Source organism: Psychrobacillus sp. FJAT-21963, from assembly GCF_001420585.1.
In the GTDB taxonomy this organism is placed as follows: Bacteria; Bacillota; Bacilli; order Bacillales_A; family Planococcaceae; genus Psychrobacillus.
The window spans coordinates 857856-876932 of the sequence record NZ_LJIY01000001.1 but is presented as its reverse complement, the minus strand read 5'-3'; the positions used below and the strand labels follow the sequence as shown (position 1 = coordinate 876932).

General features: G+C 36.1%; 14 protein-coding genes. 10 read left to right on the top strand and 4 right to left on the bottom strand.

Translation table 11 applies throughout. The features are described 5' to 3' along the window. Positions 1 to 369 precede the first annotated feature (369 nt). The 3 genes from AN959_RS04185 to AN959_RS04175 are packed head-to-tail and all read right to left on the bottom strand — an operon-like array spanning position 370 to position 4461. Positions 370 to 1584, bottom strand: coding sequence for an amidohydrolase (locus AN959_RS04185; RefSeq protein ID WP_056828544.1), 1215 nt, complete (start codon positions 1582 to 1584; stop codon positions 370 to 372). Then, on the bottom strand, positions 1581 to 2828 hold the full coding sequence (locus AN959_RS04180) for an amidohydrolase family protein (protein WP_056828542.1): 1248 nt from the start codon (positions 2826 to 2828) through the stop codon (positions 1581 to 1583). Before AN959_RS04180 ends, AN959_RS04185 begins: the two co-directional genes overlap by 4 nt. A gap of 58 nt (positions 2829 to 2886) precedes the next feature. Continuing rightward, positions 2887 to 4461, bottom strand: coding sequence for a glutathione ABC transporter substrate-binding protein (locus AN959_RS04175; protein ID WP_056828539.1), 1575 nt, complete (start codon positions 4459 to 4461; stop codon positions 2887 to 2889). A gap of 164 nt (positions 4462 to 4625) precedes the next feature. On the opposite strand from AN959_RS04175, the gene AN959_RS04170 reads away from it, so the two are divergent. From AN959_RS04170 to AN959_RS04125, 10 genes are all read left to right on the top strand, one after another. After that, positions 4626 to 5528, top strand: coding sequence for an ABC transporter permease (locus AN959_RS04170; RefSeq protein WP_053590746.1), 903 nt, complete (start codon positions 4626 to 4628; stop codon positions 5526 to 5528). Positions 5529 to 5542: 14 nt separating this feature from the next. Next, on the top strand, positions 5543 to 6463 hold the full coding sequence (nikB, locus tag AN959_RS04165; protein ID WP_053590745.1) for a nickel ABC transporter permease: 921 nt from the start codon (positions 5543 to 5545) through the stop codon (positions 6461 to 6463). Between the two features lie 11 nt (positions 6464 to 6474). Further along, a complete protein-coding gene (locus AN959_RS04160; protein ID WP_056828537.1) occupies positions 6475 to 7488 on the top strand; it encodes an ABC transporter ATP-binding protein in 1014 nt (337 codons plus the stop codon). Next, positions 7485 to 8486, top strand: coding sequence for an ABC transporter ATP-binding protein (locus AN959_RS04155; protein WP_056828535.1), 1002 nt, complete (start codon positions 7485 to 7487; stop codon positions 8484 to 8486). The genes AN959_RS04160 and AN959_RS04155 overlap by 4 nt, the downstream gene beginning before the upstream one ends. 82 nt (positions 8487 to 8568) lie before the next feature. Then, entirely contained in the window at positions 8569 to 9321 is a 753-nt protein-coding gene (locus tag AN959_RS04150; RefSeq protein ID WP_056828534.1) for a sensor histidine kinase, read from the top strand. Positions 9322 to 9368: 47 nt separating this feature from the next. Beyond that, positions 9369 to 10076 (top strand): helix-turn-helix domain-containing protein, encoded by a 708-nt coding sequence (locus tag AN959_RS04145; protein WP_053590741.1) that lies wholly within the window; start codon positions 9369 to 9371, stop codon positions 10074 to 10076. Beyond that, complete coding sequence (locus AN959_RS04140; RefSeq protein ID WP_056828532.1) at positions 10073 to 11371, top strand: hypothetical protein; 1299 nt, start codon at positions 10073 to 10075, stop codon at positions 11369 to 11371. The genes AN959_RS04145 and AN959_RS04140 overlap by 4 nt, the downstream gene beginning before the upstream one ends. A 49-nt stretch (positions 11372 to 11420) precedes the next feature. Next, positions 11421 to 11726: a monooxygenase gene (locus AN959_RS04135; RefSeq protein WP_056828530.1), complete on the top strand. Its 306-nt coding sequence runs from the start codon at positions 11421 to 11423 to the stop codon at positions 11724 to 11726. A gap of 226 nt (positions 11727 to 11952) precedes the next feature. Then, positions 11953 to 12948 (top strand): YecA family protein, encoded by a 996-nt coding sequence (locus AN959_RS04130; protein WP_056828528.1) that lies wholly within the window; start codon positions 11953 to 11955, stop codon positions 12946 to 12948. Positions 12949 to 13116: 168 nt separating this feature from the next. Next, positions 13117 to 15219, top strand: a complete 2103-nt coding sequence (locus AN959_RS04125; protein WP_056828526.1) for a methyl-accepting chemotaxis protein — start codon at positions 13117 to 13119, stop codon at positions 15217 to 15219. 49 nt (positions 15220 to 15268) lie between these two features. Here AN959_RS04125 and AN959_RS04120 read toward each other — a convergent pair whose 3' ends face one another. Then, a complete protein-coding gene (locus AN959_RS04120; protein ID WP_056829130.1) occupies positions 15269 to 18979 on the bottom strand; it encodes a S8 family serine peptidase in 3711 nt (1236 codons plus the stop codon). Between the last annotated feature and the right edge of the window lie 98 nt (positions 18980 to 19077).

The following is a 19077-nucleotide window of genomic DNA, read 5'->3' as shown; positions in this document are numbered from 1 at the left end:
TGCACTGAACTAAGAGTTGTTTTTTGTGAATGTCAGTGTATTTCTCTTAATAAGAAATTAAAGTAGATTCTTTTAGATGAAGTGATATTGAGAACTGGGTAGGCTTACTTCTATATTTAATAGTTTTCATTTACATCAGATGTTTCAGGGCGGTACGCTTTACACGCAGCAAGAGCGCGAAGAATGAGGCCCCGTAAAGGGTGGGGGAGCGACAAGACGAAGGAGCGATTCATCATGCGGAGGTTCATCCGTGATCTTCCCTTTAGTTTGCGCAAGAACATATTCTATTAAGCACTTCAAATCATTCATTATAAATATAAAAACCAAAAGTTAAAAGAGAAAGAGGTACCTCTTTCTCTTTTAGGTCCATTATAATAATTCGCCTTTTACCATCACTAAACGATTTTTAGTTTTTCTAGCTACAACTTCTGCGGAAGAAGCGGCGTCAAAAAATATAAAATTTGCGTCATCTTGAATATTTGGCCAAACCTTTTGACCTTCCTTATTTAAAGGTAATATTCCACCAGTTACCCATTTCAGTGCATTTTTTAATGATTTTTCATCCTTTTTATTTGTAAGCTCGCAAAAACGTGTCGCTTTCTCTAATACATCACCATTCCCATATGGACTCCAAGAATCATAAAAACCATCACAACCAAAGTGTACTTTTACTCCATGATTATCTAACAGGTCGATCGGCGGAATCACTCGATTTAAATTGATAGGAATTGTCGACATAATGGCTACATCTGCCTCTGCAAGACGGTTTGCAACAACGATTTGTTGTGGAATTGGGATGTCCCCAAGACAGAAGGAATGACTTAAAGCAGTTCGTCCACGATAGTTTGCTTCCAGTACAATATCTATCCATTTATCTGTCGTATAATAGCCGACATGTCCACCATCATGTAAATGAATGTCGACATCAGCATCAAATTCAGTTGCAATATCCATTACTTCATATAAAGATTTTTCAATAGCACGATCTATCCCTGCTGGGTCTAATCCACCAACCATTGTTGCTCCACTTCTCATAGCTTCTCTCATAAGTTGAGGAACTGATTCACGTAATAGGCCATGTTGTGGAAATGCAATAATATCAGCGGTTACTTTGCCTTTGAATGTTTCAAGAGCAGCTACTACACCTTCTAAATTTTTCAGTCCAATATATGGATCAATATTTACGTGGGTACGAATATGAGTTGAACCAGATTGAAGTAATGTTTCGATCATTTTCGTTGCTCTTTGCTGTGCGCTTCCTGCTAGGATAGATAATTCTTGAGCTTCAAGATCCAAACGCTCTTTTAAGTTTGCTACAGGGGTACAGGCTTTCCAGTCCAATGTCATATATGTTTTGTCTAAATGATTATGCATTTCTTTAAAAGTGGGTAATGCTAGTTTTTGTTTCATATCAATAATGTCATAACCTGCAGGTACATTTTCATCTGCTGTTAACTGATCAACAATTTTCCCATCTTCTACTTTAAGATGAAATAACCCGGTTTCAGTTTCTATTGTTCCATTGTGTAGTAATTTCTCTCCAACTTCTAATTTAACATTTGTAAGCCATTTAACTTTTCTCATTGTGTTACCTCCTTAGCCAGAACCTCGTCATTTATATAAGCAATGTTTCCATTTGATATGACATGCGTTATCGGACGTCTTCTAGCAACGGCTTGAGCGGAGCATACAGCATTTAGAAGAAGTACATTTGCTCTATCTCCTATTTTTGGCCATACTCTGTCTCCTGAATCAGTAAGAGGAGTAATACCACCTGAGGCATATTTCCAACAACGATTTAAGGAGTATTCATCGATAAACTTAAATCTCTCGGCTAAAATGCTTAATTTTTCAATTGTATCACCAGTCCCAAATGGAGACCAATGATCAGTCAGGCTATCATGACCAAGGGAAACGAGCACTCCATTCTCATGTAAATAAGGAATAGGTATAGTGGATCGGCCGATAGGGACAGTTGATGTGACATCAATTTTTGACTCAGCTAAAACTGCCGCTAATTCTTCTAATTCTTTACCTTGAAGATCTCCTAAAGCCATTGCATGGCTAATCGTAACTTGCCCATCTTTTTTTGCTTGCTTTGTTAGTTCTGCAAGCTTATAAAATTCAAATGCACCAAGTGAATTTGGATCGTGAATATGAATGTCTACGCCTTTTCCGGATTCAACTGCAATGTCCATAGTTAAGTTCAAAGAACGATCGATATCTCGATCAATAGTAGCTGGGTCAACTCCACCGACAAGTGTTGCACCCAATTTCATGGCTTCACGCATTAAAGGTTCAACTTTTGAACGTAATAACCCATGTTGTGGAAAAGCAACAATGTCATATGTGACTTGGTTTTCAAACTTTGTAAATGCTTCTTTAGTAATCTCAATATGTTTTGTCCCTATTTGTGGGTCAACATTACAGTGGGATCGAATATGTGTATGTCCTTGAGAAATGAGCCACTCTATCATTTTTTCAGCTCGGTTTAAGGCAAATGGAAGTTGGGCAGGTAATAATACTTGTTCTTCTTCAATTCTTGTCAAAATCCCATTTGTAATCGGTGTACATGCTTTCCAAGGACCACTGAAGTAAGTTTTGTCCACGTGTATATGCATCTCTCTAAAAGAAGGCATTAACAGCTTTCCGTGTGCCTCAATTACCTCATAGTCAGAGCTGGTGGTTTGTATATGGTTTTCAATTTCCGTAATTTTCCCATCTTGAATAAGTACATCGAAAAGATCCGTATTTGTTTGTACAACACGTCCATTTTCAAAAACAAAACCAGTTTCAAGCAGAGCATTTTTAATAAGAAGAGTTTTCATGTTTTATCCTCCCGATATATTCAAAGAGACTGGTTAACCAGTCTCTTTGAAGTGTGTATTATTTTACTGTCACTTCATTTAGAATCAGGTAATTTGAAGCGTCTAACCAAAAGTTTTCAACATCATTATTATAGACAGCTAAATGTTCGTAGTTTCTAATAGGGATATATACAGCATCGTCCATTTCAATTTGCATAGCTTGTTTGTAAATTTCTTCTCGTTTATTAGGATCTACTTCTACTCGACCTTGTTCAATTAGTTTGTCTACCTCTGGATTTTGGTAATAGAAATGGTTACCTGGAGAACCTATAGATGCCGAATGGAATAGATTGTACTGGTTGTAGTCTCCGTCACCTGTTGCATTACCCCAACCCCCTATAAACATTTGATGTTTTCCACTGTCGACCTGCTCGATATATGAACCATATTCCATCACTTGTATTTCTACTTCTACTCCAATGCCTTTTAGCTGAGATTGAATAACTTCTGCCATATTAATTCGTTCTTTTCTGTCACTAGTTAAAAGAGTAGCTTTAATTCCTTTTTCGTGGCCAGCTTCTTTTAAAAGTGATTTTGCTTTGTTTACATCATAAGGGTACGCTTCAATATCTTTGCTATAACCAAACACTTTTGGACTCATTGCAACGTTTGCAAGTGTTCCGATGTTATTATAAACGCCATCGATAATTGCTTGTCTTTCAACTGCATAGCTAACTGCTTGTCGAACTTTAACATCGTCAAACGGAGCTTGTGTTGTATTAAATCCTACATACTCTACAGCTAAACCATCTGTTCTAAAAAGATTTAGACTATCGGAATTTTCAATTCGATCAATTTCAGTAACAGGAACTTGATCAGAAATATGTGCTTCGCCACTTTCAACCATCGCTAGTCGTGTTGCATCCTCTGGAACTACTTTGAATTCTACACTATCAACTTTAACTTTTTCACCCCAGTAGTCATTGTTCTTATTTAGGGTAATTTGTTGTCCGGATTTCCAAGAACCGAACACGAATGGACCTGTACCAACGGGTGTTGTTGCTAATTGATCAGGTGTTTCAGTAATAGATTTTGGACTTAAGATACTTCCTTCATTGCTTGCCAAAATGGAAAGCAAAGGAGCATAAGGCTCCGATAATTTAAGCGTTACATGTGTTTCGTCTTTTACAATTACTTCTGAAATCATCCCTAATTTATCTTTTTGTGGAGACCCGGTCGCAGGGTCAAGTAATCTTTCTATAGTTACTTTTACAGCTTCTGCATTAAATGGTGTTCCATCATGGAATTTTACACCCTCTCTTAATGTGAAGTCCCAAGTTAAATCATCCACTTGATTCCATTCAGTAGCAAGTAGTGGGACAATTTTTCTGTCTTTATCAAAAGCAACAAGCGTTTCATACACTTTTCCGTGAACAACGTTCGCAGAAGGTATATCTGTAATAAAGTGTGGATCGAGTCCAGTTGCATCCGATAAGCGAACGACAACAAGGTTTCCTCCTGATTTATCTCCACTTGCAGATTCTTTACTTTCTGAATTTTCTTTTTCTCCTGAAGATCCTGTTGAGCATCCTTGTAAAAGGAGTACTAAAACAGATAAAAATGCAATAATGTGTAACCATTTAAATTTCTTCATTTGTTTCCCCCCTAATGTTTTTTTGTGCTGCTAGTTTTCAATTATAAATAAAAGAATTAATAATANTTGACTATTGTTTTCAACTCTATTTACTTTCTTTCTTTTCTTATATATCGTGATGTTACCTTATTACGAAAAGGATGCAGAACAAGGGGGTTTTAAAAATGACGATTAATAGTACAGAAGTAGATGTTGGAGCGTTAATCATTGCAAGAAAGAAAGTTCGGAGAGAAAAATGGAAGTCATTTTTTTGGACGATAGGTCAAAATAAGGCGGCAATGGTAGGAGGAGTAATCATTTTCCTATATATATCCCTCACTTTTTTAGCTCCAATTCTTGCACCTTATGATCCATATGAAATTAATCTACAAGACAAGTTGCAATCACCGTCTCTGTCTCATTGGATGGGAACCGATGATAAGGGAAGGGACATATTAAGTCGTATCTTATATGGCTCTAGGTTATCGTTAGGTGTTGGTTTTTCATCTGTGTTTTTTGGAGCATTTTTTGGGATAATTCTTGGTCTGATTGCTGGTTATTACGGTAAATGGTTAGACACTATTATAAGCCGTTGCTTAGACGTAATGCTTGCCTTTCCAGGGATTTTATTGGCACTTGCAATTATTAGTGCACTTGGACCAAGTCTTATAAATGTAACAATTGCTGTAGGGGTTTTTTCCATTCCTTTATTTGCAAGAATTGTTCGTGGATCAACGATGGAAGTAAAGAAACTAGAATATATAGATGCGATTCGTACGTTAGGAGCAAACGATTTAATCATCATTTTCCGGCACATTTTGCCTAATATTTTGTCACCAATTATTGTTCAAGGTTCTTTAAGGCTTGCTACTGCTATTTTGTCAGCAGCAGGATTATCCTTTTTAGGTTTAGGTGCTCAGCCACCATCACCAGAATGGGGGGCAATGCTGTCTAGTGGTAGGGATTTTATTTTTAGTGCACCTTATATGGCCATCTTTCCGGGGCTTATGATATCTGTTTTAGTATTAGGCTTTAACTTATTTGGAGACGGATTGCGCGATGCTTTAGATCCTAGAATGAAAAAATAAAAGGGGGATTCATCATGTTTTTATTTATAATGAAACGCTTGGTGCAGATTGTTCCTGTCATATTAGGTGTCACCTTAGTTGTGTTTTTAATTATGCAAATGGTTCCCGGAGATCCGGCGGTTATTATGGCAGGGGAGGGAGCTTCGAAAGAAACTATTAATGAATTGAGAGAAGACTTAGGTTTAAACAAACCACTTCACGAACAATATCTTTCGTATGTAGGGAATGTATTTCAAGGAGATTTAGGAAATTCGCTCAAAAATAATCAACCTGTGTTAGATGAAATTATGATTAGACTACCTATTACAATGGAGCTTGCTTTTTTTAGTATTACTATAACAATAGTACTCGGACTAATTGCTGGAATTATTTCAGCAGTGAGACCATACTCATTTTCTGATATTACAGTAATGGTTATAGCGTTGCTTGGAATATCACTGCCAAGCTTTTGGTTAGGTTTATTACTGATGTACGTGTTCTCGGTTAAGTTGCAGTGGCTGCCAGTAGCTGGGTGGGATAGTTTAGCACATATAATTTTACCGGCTATTACGCTTGGGGCAGGAGGAGCAGCTATTGTAGCGCGTATGACGCGTTCCAGTATGCTCGAGGTTGTTGGGCAAGACTATATACGTACCGCAAAAGCAAAAGGACTTAAAGGTCAAGTGATTATTTATAAACATGCTTTACGAAACGCATTGATTCCTGTTATTACAGTCGTTGGGTTACAGTTTGGTAGTTTACTAGGGGGAACTGTCTTAGTAGAATCAGTATTTGCCATAAATGGTTTAGGTCGAATGATAGTAGATGCAATACGTACACGTGATATTCCAATGGTACAAGGTGGAGTACTTGTAGCTTCTTTAGTTTTTGTATTCGTAAATCTATTAGTAGACGTTATGTATAGAGTGTTCAATAAACGAATCGATTTAAACTAGGGGGGAAAACAATGGAAAGAGAAATTGTATTAGAAGTAAAGAATTTAAAAACACATTTTATTTCTAATAAAGGCATTTCAAAAGCCGTGGATGGCATAGATTTTACTTTGAGAAAGGGTGAAACACTGGGGATTGTTGGAGAATCAGGTTGCGGAAAATCCATGACTTCTTTATCGATCCTTCGGTTAATCCCTTCGCCGCCTGGGAAAATAGTGGATGGTCAAGTTTTATTGAAGGGACAGGACTTAGTAAAAATGTCCGATGAGGAAATACGGAAAATTAGAGGGAATCGTATTTCGATGATTTTTCAAGAACCTATGACTAGCTTAAACCCTGTTATCCCCGTAGGGGAGCAAATTGCTGAAGCATTAAGGTTGCATCAGGGATTAACTAAAAAACAAGCGTGGGATAAATCAGTTGAAATGATTGGTCTCGTTGGTATTCCTTCTCCTGAAAAAAGAGCAAAGCAGGAACCATTTCAGCTTAGTGGTGGTATGAGACAAAGAATAATGATTGCTATGGCATTAGCCTGTACTCCAGAAGTTCTGATTGCCGATGAGCCAACTACTGCGTTAGACGTTACTATTCAAGCGCAAATTTTAGAAATTATGAAAGATTTACAAAAGAAAATTGGAATGGGCATTATCTTTATCACACATGATTTGGGTGTAGTAGCTGAAATGTGTGATCAAGTTGGGGTCATGTATGCAGGACAAATTGTAGAACACCAAGTTGCGAAAGATTTATTTAAAAATCCTTTACATCCTTATACACAAGGGCTGATTGGCTCTCTTCCTAAACTATATGAAGATCAAGAAGAGCTACAAATTATTGAAGGTACTGTTCCGAGTCCTTATGACTATCCAGTTGGTTGTAGATTTGCAGAAAGATGTCCATTTGCACAAGATATATGTGTTCAAAAGCAACCGAATTTAACCCAAGTGGATGAATTAAGTAAAGTTAGGTGTTGGAAGTATTCAGAAGAATGGCAAGAGAGTTTTACAAAAGAGGTGGTTGCGCCATGAATAATACCCTAAAAGAAAAAGTGCCATTATTAAAGATTTCTAATTTAAAGCAGCATTTTGTGTTGAAAAGAGAAGTTATGTTCCAGCCTAAACAGGTAGTAAAGGCTGTTGATGGTATAAACTTTAGTCTATTTCCTGGAGAAACATTAAGTATTGTAGGAGAGTCGGGGTGCGGCAAATCGACAACTGGACGTTCTATTCTACGTCTTGATGAACCTACTGAAGGGGATGTAGTGTTTAAAGGCAAATCTCTTCTTAGAATGAGTAAAAAAGAGCTTCGAGATATAAGAGGTAACATACAAGTAATATTCCAAGACCCCTATGCTTCTTTAAATCCTAGAAGAACAATACGTCAAATGTTAGAGGAAGCAATGGCGATTCAAAAGGTACTCCCTCCTAATAAGCGAGAGGTGAGAATGTTAGAGTTGATGAAACATGTTGGGCTACGCCCCGAATACTTAGAAAGGTATCCACATGAATTTTCTGGAGGTCAAAGACAGCGTATTGGTATAGCTAGAGCACTAGCTGTAAATCCAGAGATAATAATCTGTGATGAAGCTGTTTCAGCTTTAGATGTATCGATTCAAGCGCAAATATTAAACTTATTAAAGAAATTACAAAAAGAGTTCGATCTTACATTTTTATTTATTTCTCATGATTTAAGTGTGGTGCGACATATTTCGGATCGAGTAATGGTTATGTATTTAGGGAAAGTAGTAGAAATTGCAGATAAATCTTCTTTATTTAATAAGCCTATGCATCCATATACGAAGGCCCTTTTATCAGCTATACCTGTAATCGACGAAACAAAAAGGAGAGAAAGAATCATTTTAAAGGGAGATGTTCCTTCTCCAATAAATCCTCCTACAGGTTGTAGATTCCATACGCGTTGTCCCTTTGCAACAGAGCGTTGTTTCCAGGAAGAACCTATTTTAAGGGAAATAGAGACAAATCATTCGGTCGCTTGTCATTTTGCTGAGGAATTATTTACAAGATAAAATATTACTTAAGATGATTTACTATTCTTAATAATGAGGATACGATAGTGAAATAAGATATGTAAGAAAGGACGTATACAAAATGATGCCTTTAGAGTCTTTTTCCTTATACGTCTTGATATGTGTATTAGCTCCTCTAGTAGGAGCTTTTACTCTTTCGTTTGTAATGATTTTTGAAAGACAGATTGATAATCTTCAGAAAGAAGCATCTAAGCTTGCTCTAGAAAAAGAATTACAACACGCAAATTACGACCAGTTGAATCAACAAATACAGCCACACTTTTTTTTTAATACATTAAATACGATGTTGAGTTTAGCGCGCTTAGATCGAAAAGAAGAATTAATAAAAGGTTTAGAGGTTATGGCTAAATTCTTTAAGTTTAAATATATTACACATGCTTCTTTAATCAAAGTGGAGGATGAAATAGCATATGTAAATAATTACTTGGAAATTCAGAGCTTACGTTTTGGAGAAAGGCTAGAAGTTAGTATACATGTAGAAGAACAATGTGAAAAAGCACTTTTACCGCCATTTATGATTCAAACGATTGTTGAAAATGCTTTTAAACATGGTTTTGAGAAAAATATGGGTCCTGCAAGATTGAAAATAATTGTTTACCATTCGGATGGATTTTTGTTTTTGGAAGTTTGGAACACATATTTAATTGAACCTATAAATGAAAAGAAAGAATATAAACCAGAAGAAAGTGGGTATGGAATACGGAATATTCAAAAAAGATTAGATTTGTTATTTCCGACACAGGTCCACTATTTACAAATGAATTATGTCGGAAATGAAACACTCGTGGAAGTAAAGTTTCCATTAACTAAATAAGAAGGATTACCATTCGATAAAAATATTTAAAAGAAAGGGGGAAAAAAATGAATATCTTACTAGTTGATGATGAAGCTCTGGAATTAGAGCAATTGGAATATATTATGAAGCCGCAATTTCCTAATTGGACATTTTATAAAGCACAAGATGCGTCTATTGCGCTTCAAATAGCTGGAAAAGTTACTATATCTTTGGCTTTTTTAGATATACAGATGCCTGGTAAGAGTGGCTTAGAACTTGCAAAAGAACTAAAGAAAAACTATGAAATCGATATTATTATGGTCACGGCTTATCAATCTTTTGAGTATGCACAGACATCTTTACGAATAGGTGTAAACGATTATTTAACTAAACCTATTGTAGAGGATGAATTGTTAAGTCTTCTTGAGAAGTATAGAAAATGGAGTTCCCAAAATGACTCCATTCAAGAGGTACTACGTATTATTCGAGAGGAATTTAATGAAAAGTTGAGCTTAAGTATTGTAGCCAATCGCATACACTTGAATGCTACTTATTTAAGTCGTAAATTTTTTGAAGAGGTTGGAATAGGTTTTGCAGATTATTTAAATGCTTATCGATTAGAAATGGCTAAAAAACTATTAGTGGATCACAAGGAGATGAGTATTGCAGTTATTTCAGAAAAAGCAGGATTTAATAGTCAGCATTATTTTAGTGCAATGTTTAAGAAACAGTTTGGAATAACACCATCCGAATATAGGATTAATCCAAAAAAAGCTGTAGGATATGGAATATGAAAACGTATCGTCACTATATAACAGGTTCTTTGATTTTTGGTATTTCATCCGGAATGATTAGTCTATTGGCAAGATGGATTACAGGGAACACGATTCTTTCTTCCCCTGAATCTCTTGTGAAATATGGATTACTCGGAGGAATTGGTTATTCATTAGTTGGGGCTTTCTCGATATTTATGTTTGGAAATCTAGCAGGAAAGATTAGAAATAGATTTCCTCAAATTGAAACACTGGGAGATGTGTTTCAGAAACGTTTACGAAAAGATGGCTATTGGTTAATGACAAGTATAATTCTTTTTCTAGGATTAGATTCTCTGTTTATGCAAGCAATAGGAGCAGCTGTTTTATTTGATTTAATATTTCACATTCCATATACAATTTCGTTATTTTTCTTTTTCCTCTATTGTTTTGTTATAGCGGGATTAGGAGGGATGAAATGGATTTCTCGATTAGAAGGTGTTGCCATTTTTTTTATATTTGCTGCTGTCATTTTTATCCCACTGTATTTCTTCATTCAAGAAGGGGCATTTAGAGTGTATGATGGCATACGCTTATATCATCCATATTTATTGTTTGCTAAAAACCAAGAAGCTTTTGTATTTATTTTAACTTTTATGTTAGTAGGCTTTGGACAGGTACTTACCGATCGATCTACTTGGCAAAGACTCTATATGATGGATCAAAGAAAGGTCCGAATCACTTTTTGGTCCACAGCATTTGTTTGGAGTACGATTCCTATTGCACTATCTGCCATGCTCATGATTGTAATCTTTGAAGGATCTTTTGGAGAAACCTACACGCTCTTATTTCAATTAATAACTAAAATAGACCCGCTTTTTCTTTCGATTTTATTCTTTTTATTTTGTTTTGGTGCTATTTCAACAACGATTAATGCAGAAATACATGCTACGACCATTCATTATATTAAACACATACGGTTACCGATTAAAAAGACTATGTCGGATAAGCAGCTGAAAAAAGAATCGTATATTTTTTCAGGTATACTATTATTTTTTCTCTTAGTGGTAACCCATTTTGTAGAATTTAGTTTGCTGGACTTTTTATTTTTCTATGGACACTTATACGCTGCTTCTATTCCTGTAATGTTAATCATCATTTTTTCAAAGCGTGAGATTTCTAGATTACTACCCTATTCAATTGTCATTGGTTGGCTCTTAAGTGTGACTCTTTTTACAGAGTTCACATCCCTGCAAACGATTTGGATTAGCTTTGTTCTTTCTACCATTTTTTCTTATATATCGATGTTATTTGCGAGGATAGAAATGTCCGTGTAAAGCCAAACTACAAATTATAAAATAGAAGTAGATAAAAGGAGATCAACAAATGCCATATATTTTACAAGTAGATTTTAAACAAAATGGTCCTTACGGAAAAGAAATGTATGAAGCATATGCAGATTTGGCAAAAAGTATAAATGAAGAAAAAGGGTTTAAATGGAAAATATGGGCAGAGAACGAAGAGACGAAAGAAGTAGGTGGAATTTATCTTTTTGAATCAAAAGTAGATGCCGAAAACTACTTGACCATGCACTCCAAACGCTTAGAAAGTTATGGGATAACCGAAGTGAATGGAAAAATTTTTAAGGCGAATGAAGCATTAACAACGATTAACGGTGGACCAATGAAATAAAGTAAAAAAAAATAGGGAAACACTAGCCTTGAATAAGAGCTTGGTGTTTTCCTTTTTTATATCCTATAGGCGAATTGCTGCATCCATTCTTTTCATTACATATCAACAATGAAATTTAACAGAGCTTTATACTAAGAAATATGCACCAAGTCGTTAGTTCCTTAATTGTCTACCAATATTATGATAGACTAAAACGATATGTTAATTAGTAAAAGGAAGTGTTTAGATGGTAGGACGTAATGATCCCTGTCCATGTGGGAGCGGGAAGAAATATAAAAAATGTTGCGAGTCGAAAGAGACTATTACAATAGAAGAAGTTCAGTCAGAAGAGTTGGAACGAATATTACAGACGTTTTACGAGGAATATCCAGAAAGAAAAGATTTACCTAATTACGTAGAGCTTGTAAAAACATGGAGTGAGCCATTAAAAAAATATTTGGACCAAGAAATGATTGAAGCGATTGTACTAGATGAATTCTTTTTCCATCATCAACCAGAAATTTGGAGAGATTATTTAGAAAAGCAGCAAAAGAAAGTAGTGCGACCTTCGACATTAGAAGTGTTAAAGATGTGGGAAGAACCTCGAGTGTACATTGGTGAAGTAGAAGGGGTGGAAGAATATTATTTAACTGTAAGGAACATTTTTACAAAAGAAAACATTAAACTGAAACGAGAAAGTGAAAAACCAGTACCGGTAGGAATGCATACGTATTGCTTTGTATTACCAGATGGAACGGAAGAAAACCATTTTTTAGCTATTTCCAGCTTAATCTTCTTTCCGACAGATCACAAATGCGTATTTGAGAATCTAACGAAACAATACGAGGATCAGCAGGAGGTATCACCATCAGATTTTCTTAAAGAAAACGGCCCAATATTTTGGAGTTTACTTGGAGAAAATGGCTATGAGGGTGGGGAATATACACACTTTGAAGCAGGGGTACTACAAGTCGCTATTAATTTTTTGAAGAACAATGATAGAGAGTATGAAAAATTATTAGAAATAGTAGAAGACTATTTATTTGAACAGCAACCGAATGCTCGTAAAGAAGTAGCTATTGCGGCAGGTGCTATTCGATTTGGACAAGAAAACGGTCTTTTTGAACCGTTAAATTTGACGGTGAAGGAAATCGCTGAGAATTTTCAAGTATCGACTTCATCTTTAAATAAGTATTATCATGAGTTAAACAATTATTATATAAGCATGAATCTAACTAAATAAATTGACCTACAGCGAGTGGTATTAAGTCCCACTTGCTGTTTTTTTGTTTAAGACAAAAAACCTTCACTAAAAACGATCAAATAGGTCTAATTAAACTCCAAATTATAGTCTTGTTGCTTGATAAATAAAACATTATGATAAATTTAGTTGAAAAAGGAGTGTAATAATGTGAAAAAGTTAAAAAGTATTGCTATAAAGTTATCAGCACTTATTATTGGTCTATTTTTGATTTTATTTCTTGCTTATACAGTTGTAACAAGTGTGATTTTGTACAACCAAAGTATAGATGATTCTGAGAAATCAACTCTTCAAAATGCACAATTCTCTGCCGCGAAGATGAGCGATCGTTTTAAGAAAACAAATGATGTCTTGCAGACTACTAAGAATATTCTTGAGACAATGCAGGCAAACGGAGACCTATCAGAAGACGAAGTATTAAATGTTTTAGAAACAAATTTAGCTAAAAACAATGATTTGTTCGGAGTAGCGGCACTCTTGGAACCCGGAACAGTAGAAGTAGATTCCACTATTTCCAATACGCTTACTGATAGTGAGAAACGCTTTATTCCTTATTTGTATAAAGAAGGGGATAGTATAATAACTAGTCCTATAGAAGGGTATGAAAAAGAAGATTCTGCTGACTGGTACTGGATTCCGAAAAAAGAGGGACGAGCAGTTTTGACGGAGCCATATGATTATGATGTAAATGGAAAAACAGTTTCTATGACAACGATCTCCGTCCCTTTAGTTACATCTTCCGGCACTTTTTTTGGTGTCCTTACTGCCGACTTGTCCATTGAATTTTTAGCAGAACTAGTAAATTCCATTAAACCTGCTGGTGGATATGCAGGTATTATTACGCAGAGTGGAATGCTTACAGTAAATAGCATTAATGAAAAAATGAATGGAACGAATATGGAGGATTCAATTGATTGGAACCCAGTGAAAAGTACACTTGATAGTGGAAAGCCAGCGCATTTATATGTGGATTCGAAGCAGCTTGGAGAAAACTCCTATAATGCATTTTCACCAATGATAATTGAGGGAATTGATGATACATGGTCAGTTCAACTGGTATTACCAAAATCTAAAATCTTAGAGACGTATAATCAAATATTAATATTAACAATTGTTGCAGCTATTATAATGGTAGCTTTAATGGCAATTGTAACTGCGTGGTTTATCTTTAGGCAATTAAAACCTTTGAAGTTTTTACGCGCGTCAATTGAAACTGCTGCAGGTGGAGATTTAACTAAAAAGGTGGAAGAAAAATATATTAAATCCGATGAGATAGGCGCGGTTGCATTAGCTTATAACAATATGCTAGAAAAAACAAAAGATGCAATACATACCGTACTTAATTCTTCTACACTTCTTAATAAATCGTCTAGTGATGTACACGAAGCATTTGATGAAATAGTTGCTTCTAGCCAAGAGGTGTCTTTAGCTACGAATGAAATTGCACAAGGTGCTTCTAAGCAATCAGAGGATACAGAAGAAACGAATCACCGAATGATTGAATTATCGGAACAAATAGATGCACTTACAACATTATCTGAGCAAATGAATGAGTTATCAAATAAAACTAGTATATCGACACAAAAAGGCATGAATGAAGTAGCGGCATTACGTGAAAATAATATTGCAACGAATGAAATGAATGAAAAGGTTCAACAACAAATAGAAACCCTATCTTCAAACATTGCAAATATCAATCAAGTTATTGCTTCTATTCAAGGTATTGCAGAACAAACAAACTTACTTGCCCTTAATGCAAGCATCGAGGCTGCTCGAGCTGGAGAGCATGGTAAAGGATTTGCAGTAGTTGCAGAAGAAGTAAGAAAACTGGCCGAACAGTCAAGAAGCGAAACCGAAGTCATTAAGCGCACTGTGGATAGTATATTAGAGGAATCAAAACAAACCGTAGCAGTTATTGCTTCTAATGTAGCTTTAATGCAAGCACAGAGTGAATCGGTCCATAGTACAGAGACGGCTTTCAAAGATAATAATGAACTTTCAAGTGCCATTGCCAGTGCGATTAACGAGTTAGTAACGGAGCTTTCTGATATGTTGGAACATAAAAATCAAGCAATAATGGCCATTCAAAGTATTTCGGCTATATCAGAAGAAACTGCTGCTTCAGCAGAAGAGGTTAGTGCTTCTGCTGCTGATCAACAAGCTGAATTAGAAAGAGTTGCGGGTTCCGTTGAACATATGAACAAGATTGCGCAAGAATTACAGGAAGTTGTAAATCGATTCAAGCTTTCTTAAACAAAAGAAGGGTTGTCCCAAAAAGATATTGGGACAACCCTTTTCATATTTAATTTTTATCTTTTCCTTTGGGTGGTTTTGTTTCTTTTACTTCTTGCTTCGTAACAGTAATATTTTGTACTGATTCGTTACCGGCTAAGTCCACCACTTTTAGTTCAAAGTTATTATTACCTGGTTCTAATGGAAGTTCTACATCTACAGTATGATTGTAGCCTTTCATTGCGTATGGCTCAGAAAGTGGATTATAGAATACTTCACTTCCATTCAAGTACAGACGAACCTCATCAAAGTTATCACCAACTTGAACTTGTATTGTTGGATTAGGATCTTCTGCTTTAACATTTTTAGGTAATGATTTTTTCACTGCTTGTACAGTTGGTTTCTCTGTGTCTACAATAATTTTACGAGTGATAGCCATTTTATTATCAAATTCATCGATTGCTTCCACATTTACATCGTGTACACCACTATTGAATGTTAAAGTGTGTGAGAAAGCTTTACCGTCGAATGATTTTGCAGCTACACCATTTATTTTAAGTGATTTGATAGCAGAATCATCTTCGACAGTTCCTTCTACCAATATATTAGAAGTATTATATGTTCCTAATGCCTCTGGTGATTGAATAAAGATAACAGGTTCTTTTGTTTCTGTTGCATTTCCTATTGAAGCCTCTTCTGTAGTCACATTACCTGCGATATCCCAAACTTTAACAGACAGCTTATCTCCTGGCTGAGCTTGTTCCACCACATAAGACTCAAGAGTAGCAGCTTCTGTTACTTCCTGATCATTTACATAAACTTCTACACGATCAATTCCAACACCGTCATCACTTGCATTAGCAATTGCTAATGTTTTTGTAGATGGATCAAATGTAACATCAGCAGAAGGGGCTTTAGTGTCAACAATGATTGGATATTCAATCGATTGCCATTGTGCACCTTCAAAATCAATAACTCCTCTAAGTTGGATTTTATATTGTCCATCAGCAGCTGGTTTACCGTTTATTAAACCGTCCCATCCATAGGCTGAATTATAAGTGTATGGAGCTCTAGTTGGTGAATCAATATAATGTTTCGTCAAATATCTTTCCGTACGAATGGTTCGTAACTTTTTACCATTTGCATCTAGAATATTAACTTCAAAGTTTTTTGCGTTACGTAATAAAGAATAAACAGGAATAGCTTTATCTAAAGTTCCATCTCCATTTGGAGAAAATGCGAATTTAGTAGGATCGAAATCATCGCTTAGAGATGAACCATTTATAAAGTTTCCTTGTTCATCAGCTAGAGCTTGGAAACCCCAGTAAGTTAAATCTTCCCATGCAAATTGATCGAAGATTGGTGCATCATCCCATGAACCATTAAATCCAAAGAAAGGTACTGTTAATGGTACATTTCCAGAAGTCTCTTCATTAGGGTCCACTAGCTTAACAAATCCATCAATGAAGTAACCATTTGTGAAATACTCACGTAACCATTCAGAGCCGGAAGCGTCTACTGCTACATTAATTGTTGACTCCCCGTTAGCTGGAATAGTCACAGTTCCAGGTACAGAAATTGTTGCATCCGTTTCGTCCAATACATATGATCCATAAGCAGCGTTGTTTGGAATTGTAACAAAATTAGCACCAGCATTTACTGGGCGATCCACTTGTAACTGAATTTTCACGTCATATGTTTTTTGTTCATTACTAAAGTTTTTAGCCTTTAATGCGAAGTTGAATTGTCCACCATTAATTTCTTTTAAAGCTACTTTTGCTTCGCCAGTGGAAGCATTTGTTACCATTATATCCGTTTCTAAAGCATTAGCTAGCTGCATAATCCCAGCACCTTGGCGACGTGGTGATACATATTCACCTGCTTTAAGTTCTACTGGTTTAGCAGTGTTCATCATTAAGTTTTTGGCAAATTGAACACGAGCAGCTCCAGTAAGTCCGAATTCCTCATTAACTCTTTCTAACACTAGTGCAGTTCCGCCTGCTACGTGTGGAGCAGCCATGGATGTACCACTCATTAACCCATATTCGTTGTCATTTAATGTAGAGAAAATATTTCCACCTGGTGCAGTGATTTCAGGTTTGAAATCTAAGTTGGGAGTTGGACCCCATGATGTAAAGGAACTCATTTTACCTTTTTCAGGGTTTGGCGTATCCAAATATTTTCCATCAAACGCAACAGTTACTACTTTTCCTGCATCTAATCCAGCTTTCATAGCAAGACCATCTGCTTGAAGTGTAGACATATATGGAATTTTAATAGCTGGATCAGATGCCATATTAATCGTGCCAGCTGCATTATTGTAAACAATAACACCTGCAGCACCAGCAGCTTGAGCATTTAAACCTTTTTCAACAAAAGAAATGCTTCCACGAGAGACTAAAGCAAATTTACCTTTTAAATCTTTGCCAGTGAAATCTTGAGGTGTCCCAAATCCAGCAAATACAACTTCATAGGAATCTTGTGGAAGTTCGCTAGGATCTTGGTCGTTAGCTAATAAAAATAAGGAACGACCAGATTCGGTACCATCCAATGAATATTTAAAGCTCGATGCTGTAATGGAATCGTTCTCAAAGGAAGCAACTCCAAAAGAATCTTCCGAAACAGAAGGGGAGCCAGTTAATCCATAGTCTTGGTTATCTGCATATGGATACCAAGTACCTGATCCAAACATATCGGAGTTACCAGCAGAGATCGCTACTAACAATCCATTTTCTTGTGCTCGTGTCACTGCTTGTTGTTCTGGACTGCTATTATCTACATAGCCAGCTGTAGAACCTAGAGACATATTTAATACGTCCGCTCCTAACTTAATCGCATCATCCATTGCTTTTACATATATATCCCCATATGTAGAAGGGAATAATGGGTCATTTCCAAAAACTTTCAAAGCAAGTAATTGTGCTTCGGGAGCAACTCCTTTAATTCCACCGTTTTCTTCATCGCCGTTTGCTCCTACAGTACCAGAAACGTGCATACCATGCATGGAAGCATCTGGGCCAAGGTCACGAATCTCTGTATTTCCATCCATATAGTTATAACCAAAAGGAACTTTAGATGTGAAATATTGTCCTGGTTCAATAGAACCTTCTGCTAAAAGTGAACTAACTTCCGAGGAAGTAATGTCCCCTGAGGAATTGTCGGATAAAATCATATCCCTGTGACTTGGGTCGATACCAGTATCGATAACTCCAACAACCATACCTTCCCCTTTGAAGGAGTATTTTTCCCATGCTAATTGAGCTTGTACTAATTCTTTTGAATGAACCATTTGTGGCTCGATGATTGGTCGTTCGTATTCTGTCGTTTCATAGACAGCTTTGACCCCTTCCAATAAACCGATACCTGCAACATCTCTTGCTTCTACTTCAGCAGAGAAACCATTGAACACAGCAGTAAACTCTTCTTTAAATTGTATATTAGTAGAAACCTTTTTTACTTTTTCTTTAACATTCTTCTGATTGTTTTCAATTGCCGATTCTACAGATTTGCGTTGGGATTTTGGTAGGTCCTTGTAAAGCACCCCTTTGTTCGTTGCAGTTTCTATAGCAGGTGCTTGTTCGAGTTCGACAATAATCCTAACCTTTTCCTTAGGATTTTCAGGAGCTAAAAGTCGTTGTGGTACTTTAGGCGTTGATTTTTGTACTTGAATAGATGTGAGCTGTTTTTCTAGCTGTTTAGCTGCTACTGGAGCTGGTGCGCCAAATGATGCAGTGCTAAGTGCCAAAGTAGTAGCAAGTGCAATGATTGTCCCATTTCTCATTTTCCCCAATGTTATTTCCTCCCCAAATGTGGTTCATTAATTAGACAAAGTTCCTTATAAAAACTTGTCTTATTAATATGACAATAGAAATTTACCAT

Excerpts from the sequence above, each read along its gene's own strand:
- AN959_RS04185 (WP_056828544.1), bottom strand. The coding sequence starts at position 1,584 with ATGAGAAAAGTTAAATGGCTTACAAATGTTAAATTAGAAGTTGGAGAG.
- AN959_RS04180 (WP_056828542.1), bottom strand. The coding sequence starts at position 2,828 with ATGAAAACTCTTCTTATTAAAAATGCTCTGCTTGAAACTGGTTTTGTT.
- AN959_RS04175 (WP_056828539.1), bottom strand. The coding sequence starts at position 4,461 with ATGAAGAAATTTAAATGGTTACACATTATTGCATTTTTATCTGTTTTA.
- AN959_RS04170 (WP_053590746.1), top strand. The coding sequence starts at position 4,626 with ATGACGATTAATAGTACAGAAGTAGATGTTGGAGCGTTAATCATTGCA.
- nikB (WP_053590745.1), top strand. The coding sequence starts at position 5,543 with ATGTTTTTATTTATAATGAAACGCTTGGTGCAGATTGTTCCTGTCATA.
- AN959_RS04160 (WP_056828537.1), top strand. The coding sequence starts at position 6,475 with ATGGAAAGAGAAATTGTATTAGAAGTAAAGAATTTAAAAACACATTTT.
- AN959_RS04155 (WP_056828535.1), top strand. The coding sequence starts at position 7,485 with ATGAATAATACCCTAAAAGAAAAAGTGCCATTATTAAAGATTTCTAAT.
- AN959_RS04150 (WP_056828534.1), top strand. The coding sequence starts at position 8,569 with ATGATGCCTTTAGAGTCTTTTTCCTTATACGTCTTGATATGTGTATTA.
- AN959_RS04145 (WP_053590741.1), top strand. The coding sequence starts at position 9,369 with ATGAATATCTTACTAGTTGATGATGAAGCTCTGGAATTAGAGCAATTG.
- AN959_RS04140 (WP_056828532.1), top strand. The coding sequence starts at position 10,073 with ATGAAAACGTATCGTCACTATATAACAGGTTCTTTGATTTTTGGTATT.
- AN959_RS04135 (WP_056828530.1), top strand. The coding sequence starts at position 11,421 with ATGCCATATATTTTACAAGTAGATTTTAAACAAAATGGTCCTTACGGA.
- AN959_RS04130 (WP_056828528.1), top strand. The coding sequence starts at position 11,953 with ATGGTAGGACGTAATGATCCCTGTCCATGTGGGAGCGGGAAGAAATAT.
- AN959_RS04120 (WP_056829130.1), bottom strand. The coding sequence starts at position 18,979 with ATGAGAAATGGGACAATCATTGCACTTGCTACTACTTTGGCACTTAGC.